We start from the raw sequence: 15,679 nt of genomic DNA on the forward strand, positions 1-15,679 counted from the left end.
GGCTGCGAGGCATGGAACCCGTCGAGCAGCAGCCACAGGGCCCGTTGACCGCCTTCGACGGACGCCTCGTCCTCGACCCCGACGCCCGGACCGCCACCGTGGACGGCCGGGAGGTCCGGCTCACCTACCAGGACGTCCGGGGCCTGCGCACCCTGATCGAGCTGGGCGAAGGGGTGCACGATCCGCTGGACATCCTGATGCGCGGCTGGGGCGTCTGCCTCGACCCCCGGGAGCTGCGGTACCCGATGGCCGTCCTGCGGATGAAGCTCGGCGAGCCGCGGTGGATCGTCCGGGTCGGGGACCGCTACGGCCTGCGGCCCCCGGGCCCATCGTCGTCTGGGAAGCTGACGTCATGACGCTTCCGATGCTTCGCTGCGCCGTCCTGGACGACTTCCAGGGCGTCGCCACCAGCTCTGCCGACTGGTTGCCGATAGCCGACCGGGTCCAGGTGACCTCCTTCCGCGAGCACCACGGCTCGGAGGAGGAACTGGCCGCCGCGCTCGCCGGGTTCGACATCGTGGTCACCCTGCGCGAGCGGGTGCCGTTCCCCGCCACGCTGTTCGACCGGCTGCCGAGGCTCAAGCTGCTGATCGCCTCCGGCATGCGCAACTCCGTCATCGACCACACGGCCGCCGCGGCGCACGGCGTCACGGTCTGCGGCACCGCCAGCTCCGGCACCCCGCCCGTCGAGCTGACGTGGGCCCTGCTGCTCGGCCTGGCCCGCGGCATCGTCCAGGAGAACACCGCGCTGCGCGAGGGAGGACCGTGGCAGAGCACCGTCGGAGCCGACCTGCGCGGGCGGACGCTCGGACTGCTCGGCCTCGGGCGAATCGGCGCGCTCGTGGCCCGGGTGGGGCTCGCCTTCGGGATGGACGTGCTCGCCTGGAGCCGGAGCCTGACGGACGAGCGGGCGGCCGAGGCGGGCGTGCGCCGGGCGGGCTCCAAGGAGGAACTGCTGCGGGAGAGCGACTTCGTCTCGGTCCACCTCGCCTCGAACGCGGGCACCCGGGGGCTGATCGGCGCCGCCGAGCTCGCCCTGATGAAGCCCGACGCCTACCTGGTCAACACCTCCCGGGCGGCGATCGTCGACCAGGACGCGCTGCTCGCCGCGCTCACCGACGGCCGGATCGCGGGCGCCGCCCTGGACGTCTTCGACGTCGAGCCGCTGCCCGCCGACCACCCGCTGCGCAGCGCGCCCCGGCTGCTGGCCACCCCGCACCTGGGCTACGTCTCGCGGGACAACTACCGTCGGTACTTCGGCGAGGCGGTGGAGGACATCGCGGCCTTCCTCAAGGGTGAGCCGATCCGCCGTCTGGGCTGACACGGGCCCCGTGCTCCGGCTCCCGGTCGCATACTGACCGCATGGCGAGCGGAGACGGCTACGGGTACCGGGGGACGGGCCGACGCGGGGTGCTGCGGGCGGGGGCGGCGGCGGTGCTGCTGGGGGCGGTGGGGTGTTCGAGTGGGGGCAAGTCCGTGACATCGGCCACGAGTTCCGCCGCTTCACCGACCGTAACCCCGACCGCGACGCCCACGCCGACCCCGACCCCGACCCCGCTGCCCAACCCGCCGCTCTGGCAGCCCGGCCCCGGCGAGATCCAGCCCGACGTCAAGCGCCGCGCCGTCGAGCTGGTCGCCGCGCTCGGGGCCTGGCCGCCCGGCGGGCAGGGCGGGGAGGCGGCCAGGGCCCGGGTGGCCGCGCTCGGCCTGCCGCCGGGCCTGGCGGACCAGGCCGGGCGGCTCGCCCCGGCGGCGGCCGAGGCGAGCCTGGAGGTGATCGACGCCCAGTACGGCGGGATCCTGGCCGACTCGGCGAGCGTGCTGGTGGTCTGCCGCCAGTGGACCCGGCAGCCGGACGGCTCGGTGGCCCCGGGCGGGATCACCGTGGACGTCCGGCTGAGCCGGGCCGAGCCGCGCTGGAACGTCACCGACCTGCACCCGGGCGATCCGGGCCCGCCCGCCGCCTCGCCCTCCCCGGCGGTGGCCAAGGTGCTGGCCGAGCCGAGGATCGAGCTGCCGCCCGAGGCGGCGGCCGACCTGCTCAGCGGCAACGTCCACGACACCGTGCCGACGGCGATGCTGCGGCTGGCCGGCCCGTACACGCTGTCGGTGAGCGTGGTGCGCAGCGGCCACCCGTTGGACGTCTTCGGGACGAACCGGCCCAGCGACCATCCGCTGGGCCGGGCCTTCGACGTCTGGCGGATCGACGGCCGTGCGGTGGTGGACCCGGCCACGCCCCGGCAGCTGATCGAGTCCTTCATGCGGGACGCGGCGGCGGCCGGCTCGTACAACGTGGGCGGGCCGGTGGCGATCGCGGGTGTCGGCAACCAGTTCTTCACCGACGACACCCACCACGACCACGTCCACATCGGGTTCAACCGCTAGCTGTGGAAGGCTAGTTGACGATGACCGCGCTCCAGGCCGCGGCGACCGCGTTGTACTCGGTGCTGCCGGCGCCGTACAGGTCGCGGGCGGCGTTGAGGGAGGCGGCGCGGGCGCCCTTGTAGTTGGTGGTGGAGGTCATGTAGACGGTCAGCGCGCGGTACCCCGTCTACGCTGCCATCGTGACGATCGACTACCGGTGGCGCGGCGCGGGGCTGTTGGGGCTCCGGTCCGAGGTCTAGGCTCTCGGCCCATGGACGGATGGGTGGGGGCCTGGACCGGCGGGCGGGCGGCGGTGCACATCGGCAATGTCGCGGACTTCAACGCGCAGTTCTTCGCCCCCGGCATGGACGCGGAGCAGCGGGCGCGGCGGCTGCGGCAGGCGCACCACTACGCCTGCCTCGCCGTCGGGTACAGCCCGGAACCGGCCGTGCTGGTGCTCCCCGCCGAGGTCGACCGGGAGTGGACCGACTGGCTGGCCCGGGAGTTGGAGTGGGGACCGGTCGAGGTGCACAGCGGGCTGGCGGCCGGTCAGACGCTCGCCGAGGCGCTCGCCGCCCGGCCTGCCCTCTCCGCGCGGATCGCCGACTCCGGTCACCCGGTGGTCAGTTGGGGCCGCACGGCCGCGCAGGGCGAGGCGCCGGAGCTGGCCGCCGTCCGCCGCTACGAGTCCAAGACCGCCGCGCACGGACTGTTCGCCGCCCTGGCGGCCGAGCACCCCGGCATCGTCGTCCCCGCGCAGGAGCATCTGGACAGCCGCCGCCGTGCGGCGAGGAGGCTGACCACCCGCGCCGCCCGGGGGCTGACCACCGTACTGAAGAGCCCGCACGGCGTCGGAGGCTACGGCACCGTCGTGGTGGAGCCAGCCGAGCTGTTCGCCGCGGGCGGCGGGGGCGCCCTGCTGCGCGGCCTGGTCCGCTCCGAAGTCCTGCCGCCGCAGGGCGAGTTGCTGCTGGAGGAGTACGTGGACCCGGGCCCGGCCGCCCGGCTGCGCGACCTCACCTACGACGCCGTGGTCGGCCCGGACGGCACCGTGCACCCGGTCGGGGCGGGCGCCATGGACGTCGCCGGCACCCGCTACCAGGGCGTCACCGTCGGCCCAGGCGCCGTGCCCCGGGCCGCCGCCGAGACGGCCCGACGGTTCGCCCTCGCGGTGGGGCAGCGGCTCGCCGCGGACGGCTACCGGGGCTGGTACGACGTCGACTTCGTCACCGACCGGCAGCGCCGGCTCGCCCCCACCGAGATCAACCTGCGGCTCACCGGCCCCGCCATCGCCTTCGTGCTGCGCGAACGCCTCGACCGGGTGCGCGGCCCGGGCCACCTGGTCCGCACCCTGGACGCGATGCCGCTCGGCGCCCGGCTCGCCCCCGAGGCGCTGCACGACCACCTCGACCGGCTGCGCCCGCGCTGCGCCCGGCTCGGCGTGACCCTGCTGCCGCTGATCCCGACGGCGGGCCACGATCCGGAGCCCGCCGTCGGCCTCGCCCTCGCCGGGCCGGACGCCGAGGCGCTGGACGCCGCGCAGGCGGTGGTGGAGGCGGCCAACCACGCGCTGACCGGGATGTTCGAGGCGCTGCGCTGAGACCTACTTCTTCGCCTTCGGTTTCGGCTTCCGGAGCAGGAAGACCACGACCACCACCGCGGCCAGCATCAGTGGGATGTTGAAGACGTAGATCATCGCGGTCTCGCGCGGCCAGTCGGTGGCGGAGGTCAGCCGGTACAGGTTGTCCTGCGGCCACCAGGAGGCGAGCAGCCAGAACACCGAGAGGTGGGTCAGCAGGGACAGCCGGAGCGAGCGGCCCTGCCGCAGCAGCGCCGGGAGGCCGGTGAAGAAGAAGGCCAGCCCGGCGCCGAAGGCGGCGCACTCGCCCCAGTAGAGCAGCCCGAACCAGAAGTGGTAGCCGGAGGGCACCCCCGAGAGGTCCGTCGAGCCGGGGAAGAAGTGGTCGGTGGTGGCCCGGGAGACGAGGGTGGCGGCCACCGTGATGAAGAGCGCGAAGCAGCCCGTCACGTCCTTGTCGGGTATCCCGCCCCCGGCCTTGCCGCCGCCCTTCCTGCTGCCACCCGCCTTGGCGGAGCGCGGCCCGGTGTGGGCCGGCGGGGCCGGCAGCGGCAGCGCGGAGCGGTCCAGCTTCCCGGCCCGGGTGCGCGGCAGCTCCGGGACGGGGATGACGGCGGCGGGTGCGGAGCAGCCCTTGAGCTGCTCCGCCAGGTACTGGGTGAGTGACCAGCCGTCCGTCGCCTCCGGCGTCCCCTGGGCAGGCACCGCGTAGCCGACCAGCACCCGCTGCCCCGGGGCCGGCTCCACCTCGACCACGGCAGCCTCCCGCACCGCGGGGTGGGCGCGCAGCGCGCCCTCCGCCCGGGCCGCGGCCTTGACCCGGGTGCTCACCGTGGTCGCCCGGTCCGGGCCGAGCGGACCGACCACGGTCGCGGCCCGGCCGACGAACTCCAGCACGCCGTCCGCCCGCAGCAGCCCGAGGTCGCCGGTGAGCAGCACCCGCCCGTCCGGGTCGAAGTCCGCCCGGAGGAAGCGCCGGGAGGTGTCCGCCGGCCGGTTGAGGTAGCCGCGGGTCAGGCCGCCTCCCGCGATCGCGATCTCGCCGACCCGCCCGGGCGCCACCGGGGCGGCGTCGGGGCCGAGCACGTACACCCGGGTGCCGGGGAAGGGCCGGCCGATCAGCGAGACCCGCTCCGCCCCCTCGGCGACGGCCGTGCCGCGCACGTCGAAGTAGGTGCTGTCGACGGTGGCCTCGGCCAGGCCGTAGACGTTCAGCACCCGGGTGAAGTCGCCGAGCAGCCGCTGCAGGCTCACCTGCTCGTCCAGGTACCACTTCTCGGCGCCGACGGTGAGCAGCCGCACCCCGGGCAGCCCGGCGCCGCTCGCCTCCAGCAGGCCGGTGAGGCGGCGCGCGGTGCGGACGTTCAGCTCCATGACCGTGATCCGCTCCTCCGTCACCAGGGCGGGCAGGGCGGCGAGGTCGGCGGTGCGGTCCAGGGTGAGGTTGAACGGGGTGACCACCAGGGTGGCGCCGGTACAGAGCGCCCGGACCCAGTCGGCGGTGAAGACGTCGAACTCCAGGCTCGCGGTCTGCAGGATCCGGTCCTCGGCCGTCAGCCCGTACACCTCGCGCCAACCCGCGTACGCCGCCAGCAGGTTGCGGTGCTCGACCAGGGCGCCGGTGGGCAGGCCGGTGGAGCCGGAGGTGTAGAACACGCAGGCCAGGTCGCCGGGTTCGACCTCGGGGTGCTCGAACTCCCGGTCCGGCGAGGCCGGTTCGTCCACCTCGTCGGCCTGGTCGATGCAGACCGCCCGCGACCCGCCCGCGTCCGCCAGTCGCGCCCGGTGGCGCTGCTCGGTCAGCACCAGGTCAGGCGCCGCGTCGGACAGCACGTGCCGCAGCAGCGCGTCGGGCGCGGTCGGCTCGACCGGCACGAACGCGGCGCCCGCCTTGAGCACCGCCAGTAACGCGACGTACACCTCGGTGCCCCGGCCCAGCGCGACCGCCGCCCGGCCGCCCGGGGCCAGCCCGCGCCGCGCCAGTACGGCGGCCAGCCGGCCGGCCCGCGCGTCCAACTCCCCGTACGTCAGCTCCGCCCCGCCGCAGCGCACCGCCACCGCCTGCGGGGCCCGGCGGGCCTGCCGCTCGACCAGCCCGTGCAGGGTCTCCGGCCGCTCCTCGTCCGCAACCATCACGCCTCCCCCTCGTCCCCCTGCGGAAAGGCACAATGTTCCTCCCAACTCCCCTCGCGCAACAGGGTTCTGCTGAGTCCGCCCTCGTCCACCCATCGGACGACCGGACTCCGCTCCGGCCGACGGTTGTACGGTGCACACGGACGATCGGCGCCGGCCCGTCCGGTGCGGCGCCCCGCCCGCACCCTGCCCGGCGCCATGAATTCGGAGTCCCCCATGAGCCCGTCCTACGACGGCCCGCTGCTGCGCACCCAGGACGTGGACGTCGTGCGCGACGGCCGGCACCTGCTGCGCGGCATCACCCTGGAGATCCAGCCCGGCGAGCACTGGGCGCTGCTCGGCCCCAACGGGGCGGGCAAGTCCACCCTGCTCGCCCTGCTCGGCGCGGTCTCCCACCCCACCCGGGGCACGGTGGACGTGCTCGGCCGCCGGCTCGGCCGGGTGGACATCCGCGAGCTGCGCGCCCACCTCGGGCACGTCAACCCGCGCCACCCGTTGCGCTCGCCGCTGACCGTGCGCGAGGTGGTGCTCACCGGGTTCACCAACACCATCGAGCCCGAGTGGCACCGCAAGCCCGCCCCCGAGGCGGTGGAGCGCGCCGAGCAGCTGATCGAGACGCTCGGCATGGGCGCGATGGCCGAGGCCGCGTGGACCACCCTCTCCCAGGGCGAGCGCGGCCGGGCGCTGATCGCCCGCGCGCTGATGCCCAGCCCCCGGCTGCTGCTGCTCGACGAACCCGCCACCGGGCTGGACCTGACCGCCCGCGAGCTGCTGCTGGACAGCCTGGACCTGCTGCGCCACCAGCACCCGGAGCTGGCCAGCGTGCTGGTCACCCACCACCTGGAGGAGCTGCCGGAGAGCACCACCCACGCCCTGCTGCTGCGCGGGGGCGAGTGCGTGGCGGCCGGTCCGGTGGACGAGGTGATGACCACCGAGCTGATCAGCGAGACCTTCGGCCACCCGATCCGGATCAGCCGCCACGAGGGCCGCTGGACGGCTCGCGCGGCCGCTGGTCGCACCCCGAGGACGCAGCGGCTCCGGGGGTAGGGGTTCGGGGCGGGGCCGGGGGGGCGGGTATCGACGGTAAAGAGTTCTTACGTAAGGTATGCCTTAGCTAAAAAGGAGGCACCGGCCTGGTCGGTGCTTTACCCGACCTTGGCACCCCCATGCCCTTTTCCGTTGGAGCCCCCATGCCCGCCCGCCGCCGTTCCACCGCAGCCGCGCTGCTCAGCCTCGCCGTGGCGACCGCCGCCCTGGCCGGCTGCGCCTCGAAGAAGGACGACAAGGCGGGCGGCGCGGACGCGGTCAAGGTCAACGCCACCGACACGGCCTGCGAGGTCTCCACGACCAGCTTCCCGGCCGGCCACGTGGTGCTGGACATCAGCAACAAGGGCTCCAAGACCACCGAGGTCTACGTCTACGCCGCCGGCGACAAGATCGTCACCGAGCGGGAGAACATCGGCCCCGGCACCAAGGCCGGCATCAACGCCGAGATCAAGGCCGGCTCCTACGAGATCGCCTGCAAGCCCGGCATGGTCGGCGACGGCATCCGGCAGAAGATCACCGTGACCGGCGAGGGCGGCAGCACCGCCCCGGCCGACCCGCGCCTGGCCGCCGCCGTCGACGCCTACCGGAAGTACGCCCAGGAGCAGGCCGACGCCACCATCCCGGCCGTCGAGGCCTTCGCCGCCGCGATCAACGGCGGCGACCTGGTGAAGGCCAAGTCGCTGTACGCGCCCTCGCGCACCGGCTGGGAGCGCACCGAGCCGGTCGCCGAGAGCTTCGGGGACGTCGACCCCAAGACCGACACCCGCGAGGACAAGCTGGAGCAAGGCCAGCAGTGGACCGGCTGGCACCGGCTGGAGAAGGCGCTCTGGGCCGACGCGAAGATCGGCGAGGACGAGAAGAAGCTCGCCGACCAGCTGGTCAACGACCTCAAGGACTGGCAGAAGAAGATCCCCGAGGCGGAGATCACCGCGACCAGCATGGCCAACGGCGCCAAGGAACTGCTGGACGAGGTCGCCACCAACAAGATCACCGGCGAGGAGGACCGCTACAGCCACACCGACCTCGCGGACTTCCAGGCCAACGTCGAGGGCGCCCAGAAGGCCTACGAGCTGCTGAAGCCGGTCGCCGCCGAGAAGGACCCGGAGCTCGCCAGGACGCTCGACTCCGAGTTCGCCGCCATCAACACCCTGCTCGCCAAGTACCAGCAGGCCGACGGCACCTTCACCCCCTACGGCAAGGTCACCGAGGCCGAGCGCAAGACCTTCTCCGACGCGGTGAACTCGCTGGGCGAGCCGCTGTCGAAGCTGGCCGCCGCCGTGGTCGTCAAGTAGATCGTCCGCCCGGTCCTCCGCCCGGCCGTCCGCCATGTCGTCAAGTAGCCGGTCACCGGCCGCAGTTCAGTAGTTCCGCAAGAGTGAGAAGGGCCCGCCCGCCGATGGACGCCGAGAACGAGCAGCAGAACGGCACCCCGGCCGCTGCCACCGCCACCACCACCAACCGGTCCGCGGTCAGCCGCCGCGCCGTCATCGGCTGGGCCGGTGCGGGCGTCGCGCTCGGCGCCGCCGCCGTCGGCTCGGTCGCCGCGGCCGTCCGGCAGGACGACGACCCGGTCCCGGCGGCGAACGCCGTGGCCGGTGGGGAGGTGCCCTTCTACGGCGAGCACCAGGCGGGCATCTCCACCCCGGTCCAGGACCGGCTGCACTTCGCGGCCTTCGACATCTCCGAGAAGGCCACCCGGGAATCCCTGGTCAAGCTCCTCAAGGAGTGGACCAAGGCGGCCGCCGCGATGACCGGCGGCCGCGAGGTCGGCACCGGCGCCGTCCCCGCTTCCGCCGAGGCGCCGCCGGACGACACCGGCGAGGCGCTCGGCCTGCCGGCCTCCCGGCTCACCCTCACCATCGGCTTCGGGCCCAGCCTGTTCGAAAAGGACGGCGTCGACCGCTTCGGCCTCAAGGCCCAGCGCCCCGACGCCCTGATCGAGCTGCCGAACTTCAAGGGCGACAAGCTCGACCCGCTGCGCAGCGGCGGCGACCTGTGCGTCCAGGCCTGCGCCGACGACCCGCAGGTCGCCGTGCACGCGATCCGCAACCTGGCCCGGATCGGCATGGGCACCGTCAACATCCGCTGGTCCCAGCTCGGTTTCGGCAAGACCTCCTCGACCACCCCGGACGAGCAGACCCCGCGCAACCTGATGGGCTTCAAGGACGGCACCCACAACATCGCGGGCACCGACACCGCCAACCTGTCCGAGCACGTCTGGGCCGCCCCCGGCGACGGCCCGGAGTGGATGACCGGCGGCTCCTACCTGGTCGCCCGGCGGATCCGGATGCACATCGAGACCTGGGACCGCGCCTCGCTCAAGGACCAGGAGGACACCTTCGGCCGCACCAAGGGCGAGGGCGCCCCGTACGGCAGGGCCAAGGAGCACGACGCCCCCGACCTCAAGGCGATGCCCGCGACCTCGCACGTCGCCCTGGCCCACCCCGACGCCAACAACGGCCTGATGATCCTGCGCCGCGGCTTCTCCTTCACCGACGGCACCGACGGCCTCGGCCGCCTCGACGCCGGACTGTTCTTCCTCGCCTACCAGCGCGACACCCGCAAGGCCTTCGTACCGCTGCAGCAGCGGCTCGCGGCCTCCGACAAGCTCAACGAGTACATCCAGCACGTCGGCTCCGCCCACTTCGCCTGCCCGGCGGGCGTGCGCAAGCCGGGGGAGTGGTGGGGCCAGGCCCTCTTCGGCTGAGCCCGTCCACCCGCCCCCACCACCCCGAGGAGTCAGCCGTGTTCGGCAACTACCTGATCGGCCTGCGCGAAGGCCTCGAAGCCAGCCTGGTCGTCTGCATCCTGATCGCCTACCTGGTCAAGACCGGCCGCCGGGACAAGCTGCCGCCGGTGTGGCTCGGCGTCACCGCGGCCGTGGTGCTCTCCATGGTCTTCGGCGCGGTGCTGCAGTTCGGCTCCTCGCAGCTCACCTTCGAGGCGCAGGAGGCGCTCGGCGGCTCGCTGTCGATCATCTCGGTCGGGCTGGTGACCTGGATGGTGTTCTGGATGCGGCGCACCGCCCGGCACCTGAAGACCGAACTGCACGGCAAGCTGGACGCGGCGATCGCGATGGGCACGACGGCCCTGGTGGTCACCTCCTTCCTGGCGGTCGGCCGCGAGGGCCTGGAGACCGCGCTGTTCATCTGGTCGGCGGTGCAGGCCACCGATGACGGCTGGAACCCGCTCGTCGGCGCCGCGCTCGGCCTGCTCACCTCGGTGGTGCTCGGCTGGCTGTTCTACCGGGGCGCGCTGAAGATCAACCTGGCGAAGTTCTTCACCTGGACCGGCGCGATGCTGGTCGTGGTCGCGGCCGGCGTGCTCGCCTACGGCGTGCACGACCTCCAGGAGGCTGGCTGGCTGCCCGGCCTGCACTCGCTGGCCTTCGACATCTCCAGCACCATCCCCAAGGACAGCTGGTACGGAACCCTGCTGAAGGGCGTGTTCAACTTCCAGCCGGACCCGACCGTGCTGCAGCTGGTGGTCTGGCTGGCCTACCTGCTGCCCACCCTGGCCGTCTTCTTCAACCTGTTCGGTGGAAAGGCGAAGCCCGTCACCGCCAAGCCGGCCGCCTGACCCGGCGGTTCGACCGCACCCCACCGCCCCGCCCGGCACCCGCCGGGCGGGGCGGTGTCGTGTGAACGACCCTAGAGAGCGTGGGCCTTGGACATGAAGAAGAGGATGAGCAGCAGCCCGAAGCCGGCCGCGATGAACGGGCCGAGCGCGAGCTGCCGGTGTATCCCGGAGGCGTTGTGTTCACTCCACAGGTGCGATTCGGCTGTTTCGCGCGCGCCCCAGGACACCCGCCGCTGGTAGTCGCAGCTGCCGCACTCCACATAGCGCTCGTTGTCCCCGCGCGACACGATCATCGCCGTGTGCTGGTACCCGTGCGCGTCCGTGCCCGTGAACCGGCTCGTGATCACGGCCCACCCCCCTTGAGACGTAGCTTCCGTTCGCAGTGATCCTTGCACGTATCACTGAATCAATTCCCCACCGCCCGTGGAACCAAGCCGGTCGTCCAACTCCTGGTCTGCGCCGCCGGACTGACCACCGGCTCGCCACAACCCTCCAACCGGGGCGTGGTGTTCAGCGGCCCGTGATGCGACGGAGCCCCGGACGGTGCGAACCGTCCGGGGCTCCGTCCCGGTGCGAGGTGACCGTCCGTGAGCACCAGTGTTCGTACGCACCTCCCGGGGTCCCCGGGTGGAGTGGCACCTCCGGACTCCCGTGGTCATGCTGGGAGGTGGACGCCTCCGCTCGACCTGCGTACCTCGCTCACTCTGCGTACCCATGGAGAGAACATGAACGTCCACAGACCCTCCCGACTGCTCGCGTTCGGCACCGGCACGCTCACCGCCACCCTCCTGCTCACCGTGTGCGGCAGTGCGGGAGCGCAGACGCAGACGTCGACGTCGACGGCGGTCGCCAAGGGCACCGCCACCGTGGCGACGGCTGCCCGGTCGACCGTCGCCCGCTGCACGACCGGCGAGCTCAGGGCCACCGTGCAGCTCCAGGCCGCCGGCTCCGCGATGGTGATCCTGGAGAACAAGGGCGGCCACACCTGCACCCTGTTCGGTTACCCGGGCTACCGTGGCCTGCGCGCCGACAACCGTCCGGAGGCGCTGGCCGTCAAGCGCGCGCCGCACCCCGGTCCGCCGGAGAAGGTCACCCTCAAGCCGGGGACGGCCGCCTTCGCCGGTCTCAAGTGGTCCGCCTGCCAGAAGTCGGACCGGAGCTGCCACGTGATCTCCGGGCTGCAGCTCACCCCGCCGGACGAGACCAAGCAACTGACGGCCAAGGTGCTCGGCCTGGACGGCAAGCCGGTCACCCAACTCACCGTGTCCGCAGCGGGGCTGACCACCGGCTCGCTGCAACCCGTCAGCCAGGGCGTGGTGTTCCGCCCTGGATCGTGACGCGCATCCTCGCCTGACGCGACGGAGCCCCGGGACGGTGCGAACCGTCCGGGGCTCCAGCAGGGCGAAGCCCGTCACCGCGAAGCCGGCCGCCTGACCGGCCGGCCGACCCCGTGGAGCCGCCCCGCCCGTCGGCGGGGCGGTTTCGTCATGAGTACGTCACAGCCGCAACCGGGTCGGTCGTGGGTCTCGTACTCCCCGGTGGAAGTTCCGTACCGAACACGTACCCATGGGGGGACCATGACCGTCCGCAGGCCAGCCAAGCTCGTCGCCACCGGTGTGACCGCGCTCGCCGCCGCGCTGTTGCTGACAGCGTGCAACGACGACGCCGGGACCGGGGCGCAGCCGGCACCGACGGTGACCGTCACCGGTGCGGCGCCTGCCCAGCCGACCGGAGCCGGCAGGACGGCAACCGGCAAGGCGACCGTCCCGGGGGCCGCGCCCACCGGTCCGATGGCCACCCAGCCGGTCGGCACGCGGTGTAAGGCCGACGAACTCGCCGTCACCGTTCAGCTCCAGGACGCCGGATCGGCCATGGTGCTGCTCACCGCCAAGGATGGTCGCACGTGCACCCTGTTCGGCTACCCGGGGTACGGCGGACTGCGCGCCGACAACAGCGTGGACCCGCTGACGGCCAAGCGGGAGCCGTACCCCGGGGCGCCCACGGCGATCACCCTGAAGCCGAACACCACCGCCTTCGCCGGCCTCAAGTGGAACTCCTGCGACAAGGCCGACCCGAGCTGCCACGTGATCACCGGTCTGCAGCTCACCCCGCCGGACGAGACCAAGCCGGTGACCACCCAGGTGATCGGTCTCGACGGCCAGCCGGTCACCCAACTCCTGGTCTCCGCCCAGGGCCTGACCACCGGCAGCCTGCAGCCCTCCAACCAGGGCGTGGTCTTCCCCAAGTCGTGAGGCGCGGGAGCCCCCCGGGGGGCGGTTCCATCGAACCGCCCCCCGGGGGGCTCCCGTCTTACGCCCGGACTACTGGCTCTTGATCGCGTCCAGGATGTCCAGCTTCGCCGCCCGGTGGGCCGGCCAGAGCGCGGCCAGCAGGCCGATCACGGCGGCCGCGAGCAGGAAGCAGACGATCTGCACCGGCGGCACCACGGTGCCGAGGCCCTTGAGGTCGCCCGCCAGCGTACGGATCGTCGCCCAGGCCGTCAGGATGCCCAGGCCGACCCCGACCAGCCCGCCGAACAGCGCGATCAGCAGCGACTCCAGCCGGACCATCCGGCGGATGCCGAGCCGGTCCAGGCCGATCGCCCGCAGCATGCCGATCTCCCGGCGGCGCTCGAACACCGACATCGCCATGGTGTTGACCACACCGAGCACCGCGATCACCACGGACATGCCGAGCAACCCGTACATCAGGTTCAGGATGTCGGTGATGGCCTGGCGGCTCTCCGCCTTGATGTCCTTGTCGCCCTTGACCGCGATCAGCGGGTTGCCGCCGGTGGCGTCGCGCAGTGCCTGCTTGAGCTCCGGGGTGGCGCCGTTCGCGCCCTTGACCAGGACCTTGTTCAGGCCGGAGCCGGGCAGCGCGTGCGGGCCGACCACGGACTCCGGGGCCATCACGGTGGCCAGCGCGGTGTCGGGCTCCAGGATGCCGCCGACGGTGAGCGTGCCCTTGGCGCCGTCCGGGTAGGTGACGGCGAGGACGTCACCGAGCTTGTAGCCGGCGTGCTCGCTGCGGCTGGAACTCACCAGCAGCTTGCCCTGCTTGAGGGCGTCCGCCGAGCCCTCCTTGATCCTGATGGTGGTGAGCTGGTCGATGGTCGCCGCGTCCACCGCGGTCACCCACTCGGTGTCGCCCTCGTTCCCGCCGAGCGTGACCGGGACGCCGCGGTCGGCGCTCACCGCGCTGACGCCGGGGGTCTTGGCGATCTGGGCGGCGACCTCGGGGGAGAGCATCGAGCCGTTCTGCATGGCCACCGTGTAGTCGGCCTTGAGCTCGCTCGACGAGGAGTCGTCCACGGCCTTGTTGACCGAGGCGCCGATCACGGTCAGCGAGGTGATCAGGGTGACGCCGATGGTCAGCGCCGAGGCGGTGGCGGCGGTGCGGCGCGGGTTGCGGACGGCGTTCTCCCGGGCCAGCTTGCCCGGGGTGCCGTACACGGCGCGCAGCAGCGGGGCCAGCAGGGCGATCAGCGGCCGGGACAGCAGCGGGGTCAGCACGAACACGCCGAGCAGCAGCGCGGCCGCGCCGAGGCCGACCAGCTTGACCTCCTTGCCGCTCGCACCGGCGGCCAGCACGCCCAGCCCGGCCACCGAGAACAGCAGTCCGACGGTGTTGCGGACCACCAGGCTCTTCTGGGTGGCGGGCTGCTCGGTGGCGCTCATCGCCGCCACCGGGGCGATCCGGGAGGCCCGGCGGGCGGGCAGCCAGGCGGCCACCAGCGTCACGAGCACGCCGACCGCGAGCGCGGTCAGGACGGTGGTGGGGGCGATCACCAGCGGGCCGTCCGGCAGGTTGGCGTCCAGCGGGCCGTTGAGCAGCGCCTTGAGCCCGACGGCGATCCCGACGCCGGCCAGCAGGCCGCCGACCGAGGCGGTCAGACCGACCAGTACGGCCTCGACCTTCACCGAGCGGGTGATCTGCCGGCGGGTGGCGCCGACGGCGCGCAGCAGGGCCAGTTCCCTGGTGCGCTGGGCGACCAGCATGGTGAAGGTGTTGGCGATGATGAAGATCCCGACGAACAGGGCGATGGCCGCGAAGCCCATCAGGAAGGTGCTCAGGATCTTGGTGCCCTGGGCGATCATCCGGTCCTGCTCGGCGGCCAGCTCGCGGCCGGTCCTGGCCTCGATGTTGTCGCCCTGGGGCAGCGCCTGCTTCACGGCGGTGAGCAGCGCGGCGTCATCGGTGCCCGGCTTGGCCTTGACGTCCAGCTCGGCGAAGCGGCCGGGGCTCAGGTAGAGGTCCTGGGCGGTGGCGCCGTCGAAGGCGGCCAGCGAGCCGCCGGCCATCACGCGCGGGTCGTTGGTGTGCAGGGTGCCGGTGAGCTTGAGCCGCATCACCGGGCCGTTGACCGCGACCCGGACGGTGTCGCCGACCTTGAACCCGCCCTTCTCGGCGGTCCTGGTGTCCAGCGCGATCTCGGCGGCGTCCTTGGGGCCGCGGCCCTCGACCAGCGGGTAGCGCGGGTCGGTGCCGTCGGCGCCCGGCACGTAGTTGGTGCCGGTGGTGGAGAAGCCGTTGCCGATCAGCGCGCCCTTCTTGTCGGCGATGCCGGCGAAGCCGCTGACCACGCCGCGTGCCTCGGCGGCGCCGGGCAGGGCGGCGATCTTCTTACGGGTGTCCTCGGTGAGGGCCGGGCCGGTGGTGCTGTCGGCGCCGTGGTCGTAGCCGCGGCCGACGGCCGAACTGTCGCTGACCGTGACGGCGATGTCGGCGTAGCTCTTGGAGTTCTGGGTCCTGAGCGCTTGGCCCATGGTGTCGGTGAAGACGAGTGTGCCGGCGACGAACGCGGTGCCGAGCATGACGGCCAGCATCGTCATCAGCAGTCGGCCCTTGTGGGCCATTACGTTGCGCAGTGCGGTGCGGAACATGAGGTGTCCTGGGGAGGTTCGTGGGCGTCGGGCTCGTGGGCCGGGTGTCAGCTGGTGCGGCCCTTGGCGTCGAAGCGGCGCATGCGGTCCA

Annotated in this window: 14 protein-coding genes and 1 pseudogene; 11 read left to right on the forward strand and 4 right to left on the reverse strand. The window is 72.9% G+C overall.

What is annotated here, in order from left to right; translation table 11 throughout:
• Window positions 1-11: 11 nt before the first annotated feature.
• From ACIG5E_RS20630 to ACIG5E_RS20640, 3 genes are read left to right on the forward strand one after another with little or no spacing between them, the layout of a single operon-like run.
• Complete coding sequence (locus ACIG5E_RS20630) at window positions 12-356, forward strand: hypothetical protein (RefSeq protein WP_396535253.1); 345 nt, start codon at window positions 12-14, stop codon at window positions 354-356.
• Window positions 353-1,321, forward strand: a complete 969-nt coding sequence (locus tag ACIG5E_RS20635; RefSeq protein ID WP_396535255.1) for a D-2-hydroxyacid dehydrogenase family protein — start codon at window positions 353-355, stop codon at window positions 1,319-1,321. The genes ACIG5E_RS20630 and ACIG5E_RS20635 overlap by 4 nt, the downstream gene beginning before the upstream one ends.
• Window positions 1,322-1,362: 41 nt before the next feature.
• Entirely contained in the window at window positions 1,363-2,385 is a 1,023-nt protein-coding gene (locus ACIG5E_RS20640) for a hypothetical protein (RefSeq protein ID WP_396535257.1), read from the forward strand.
• Between the two features lie 10 nt (window positions 2,386-2,395).
• Here ACIG5E_RS20640 and ACIG5E_RS20645 read toward each other — a convergent pair.
• Window positions 2,396-2,545 (reverse strand): annotated as a pseudogene (locus ACIG5E_RS20645) (M4 family metallopeptidase); the annotation flags it as partial.
• Between the two features lie 90 nt (window positions 2,546-2,635).
• Here ACIG5E_RS20645 and ACIG5E_RS20650 point away from each other — a divergent pair.
• On the forward strand, window positions 2,636-3,964 hold the full coding sequence (locus tag ACIG5E_RS20650; RefSeq protein ID WP_396535259.1) for a hypothetical protein: 1,329 nt from the start codon (window positions 2,636-2,638) through the stop codon (window positions 3,962-3,964).
• Window positions 3,965-3,967: 3 nt separating this feature from the next.
• Here ACIG5E_RS20650 and ACIG5E_RS20655 read toward each other — a convergent pair whose 3' ends face one another.
• Window positions 3,968-6,076 (reverse strand): amino acid adenylation domain-containing protein, encoded by a 2,109-nt coding sequence (locus tag ACIG5E_RS20655; RefSeq protein ID WP_396535261.1) that lies wholly within the window; start codon window positions 6,074-6,076, stop codon window positions 3,968-3,970.
• A gap of 198 nt (window positions 6,077-6,274) precedes the next feature.
• Between ACIG5E_RS20655 and ACIG5E_RS20660 the strand changes: the two genes are divergently transcribed.
• The 4 genes from ACIG5E_RS20660 to efeU all read left to right on the forward strand — a co-directional run bounded on the left by ACIG5E_RS20660 (window position 6,275) and on the right by efeU (window position 10,702).
• Complete coding sequence (locus ACIG5E_RS20660; protein WP_396535263.1) at window positions 6,275-7,123, forward strand: ABC transporter ATP-binding protein; 849 nt, start codon at window positions 6,275-6,277, stop codon at window positions 7,121-7,123.
• 143 nt (window positions 7,124-7,266) lie between these two features.
• The gene (gene efeO / locus ACIG5E_RS20665) at window positions 7,267-8,415 is read left to right on the forward strand and encodes an iron uptake system protein EfeO (protein ID WP_396535265.1); all 1,149 of its coding nucleotides are present in this window, start codon (window positions 7,267-7,269) and stop codon (window positions 8,413-8,415) included.
• 104 nt (window positions 8,416-8,519) lie between these two features.
• Complete coding sequence (efeB, locus tag ACIG5E_RS20670; RefSeq protein WP_396535267.1) at window positions 8,520-9,830, forward strand: iron uptake transporter deferrochelatase/peroxidase subunit; 1,311 nt, start codon at window positions 8,520-8,522, stop codon at window positions 9,828-9,830.
• 38 nt (window positions 9,831-9,868) lie between these two features.
• Window positions 9,869-10,702, forward strand: a complete 834-nt coding sequence (gene efeU / locus ACIG5E_RS20675) for an iron uptake transporter permease EfeU (protein WP_396535269.1) — start codon at window positions 9,869-9,871, stop codon at window positions 10,700-10,702.
• Between the two features lie 71 nt (window positions 10,703-10,773).
• Here the strand turns inward: efeU and ACIG5E_RS20680 are convergent, their stop codons facing one another.
• Window positions 10,774-11,049 carry a hypothetical protein gene (locus tag ACIG5E_RS20680; RefSeq protein ID WP_396535271.1) on the reverse strand — a complete coding sequence of 92 codons (276 nt, stop codon included), beginning with the start codon at window positions 11,047-11,049 and terminating at the stop codon, window positions 10,774-10,776.
• A gap of 42 nt (window positions 11,050-11,091) precedes the next feature.
• Here ACIG5E_RS20680 and ACIG5E_RS20685 point away from each other — a divergent pair, with 42 nt between their 5' ends.
• The 3 genes from ACIG5E_RS20685 (at window position 11,092) to ACIG5E_RS20695 (ending at window position 12,954) form a co-directional block, all read left to right on the forward strand.
• A complete protein-coding gene (locus tag ACIG5E_RS20685) occupies window positions 11,092-11,226 on the forward strand; it encodes a hypothetical protein (protein ID WP_396535273.1) in 135 nt (44 codons plus the stop codon).
• Between the two features lie 201 nt (window positions 11,227-11,427).
• Complete coding sequence (locus tag ACIG5E_RS20690) at window positions 11,428-12,039, forward strand: DUF4232 domain-containing protein (protein ID WP_396535275.1); 612 nt, start codon at window positions 11,428-11,430, stop codon at window positions 12,037-12,039.
• Between the two features lie 240 nt (window positions 12,040-12,279).
• A complete protein-coding gene (locus ACIG5E_RS20695; protein ID WP_396535277.1) occupies window positions 12,280-12,954 on the forward strand; it encodes a DUF4232 domain-containing protein in 675 nt (224 codons plus the stop codon).
• Between the two features lie 69 nt (window positions 12,955-13,023).
• Here the strand turns inward: ACIG5E_RS20695 and ACIG5E_RS20700 are convergent, their stop codons facing one another.
• The gene (locus ACIG5E_RS20700; protein WP_396535279.1) at window positions 13,024-15,588 is read right to left on the reverse strand and encodes an ABC transporter permease; all 2,565 of its coding nucleotides are present in this window, start codon (window positions 15,586-15,588) and stop codon (window positions 13,024-13,026) included.
• Between the last annotated feature and the right edge of the window lie 91 nt (window positions 15,589-15,679).

It is taken from the genome of Kitasatospora sp. NPDC053057, assembly GCF_044546945.1.
In the GTDB taxonomy this organism is placed as follows: Bacteria; Actinomycetota; Actinomycetes; order Streptomycetales; family Streptomycetaceae; genus Kitasatospora.

Coding starts and splice junctions, on each gene's coding strand:
- ACIG5E_RS20630 (WP_396535253.1), top strand. CDS start 12: ATGGAACCCGTCGAGCAGCAGCCACAGGGCCCGTTGACCGCCTTCGAC.
- ACIG5E_RS20695 (WP_396535277.1), top strand. CDS start 12,280: ATGACCGTCCGCAGGCCAGCCAAGCTCGTCGCCACCGGTGTGACCGCG.
- efeO (WP_396535265.1), top strand. CDS start 7,267: ATGCCCGCCCGCCGCCGTTCCACCGCAGCCGCGCTGCTCAGCCTCGCC.
- ACIG5E_RS20660 (WP_396535263.1), top strand. CDS start 6,275: ATGAATTCGGAGTCCCCCATGAGCCCGTCCTACGACGGCCCGCTGCTG.
- ACIG5E_RS20690 (WP_396535275.1), top strand. CDS start 11,428: ATGAACGTCCACAGACCCTCCCGACTGCTCGCGTTCGGCACCGGCACG.
- ACIG5E_RS20700 (WP_396535279.1), bottom strand. CDS start 15,588: ATGTTCCGCACCGCACTGCGCAACGTAATGGCCCACAAGGGCCGACTG.
- efeB (WP_396535267.1), top strand. CDS start 8,520: ATGGACGCCGAGAACGAGCAGCAGAACGGCACCCCGGCCGCTGCCACC.
- ACIG5E_RS20655 (WP_396535261.1), bottom strand. CDS start 6,076: ATGGTTGCGGACGAGGAGCGGCCGGAGACCCTGCACGGGCTGGTCGAG.
- ACIG5E_RS20635 (WP_396535255.1), top strand. CDS start 353: ATGACGCTTCCGATGCTTCGCTGCGCCGTCCTGGACGACTTCCAGGGC.
- ACIG5E_RS20640 (WP_396535257.1), top strand. CDS start 1,363: ATGGCGAGCGGAGACGGCTACGGGTACCGGGGGACGGGCCGACGCGGG.
- ACIG5E_RS20650 (WP_396535259.1), top strand. CDS start 2,636: ATGGACGGATGGGTGGGGGCCTGGACCGGCGGGCGGGCGGCGGTGCAC.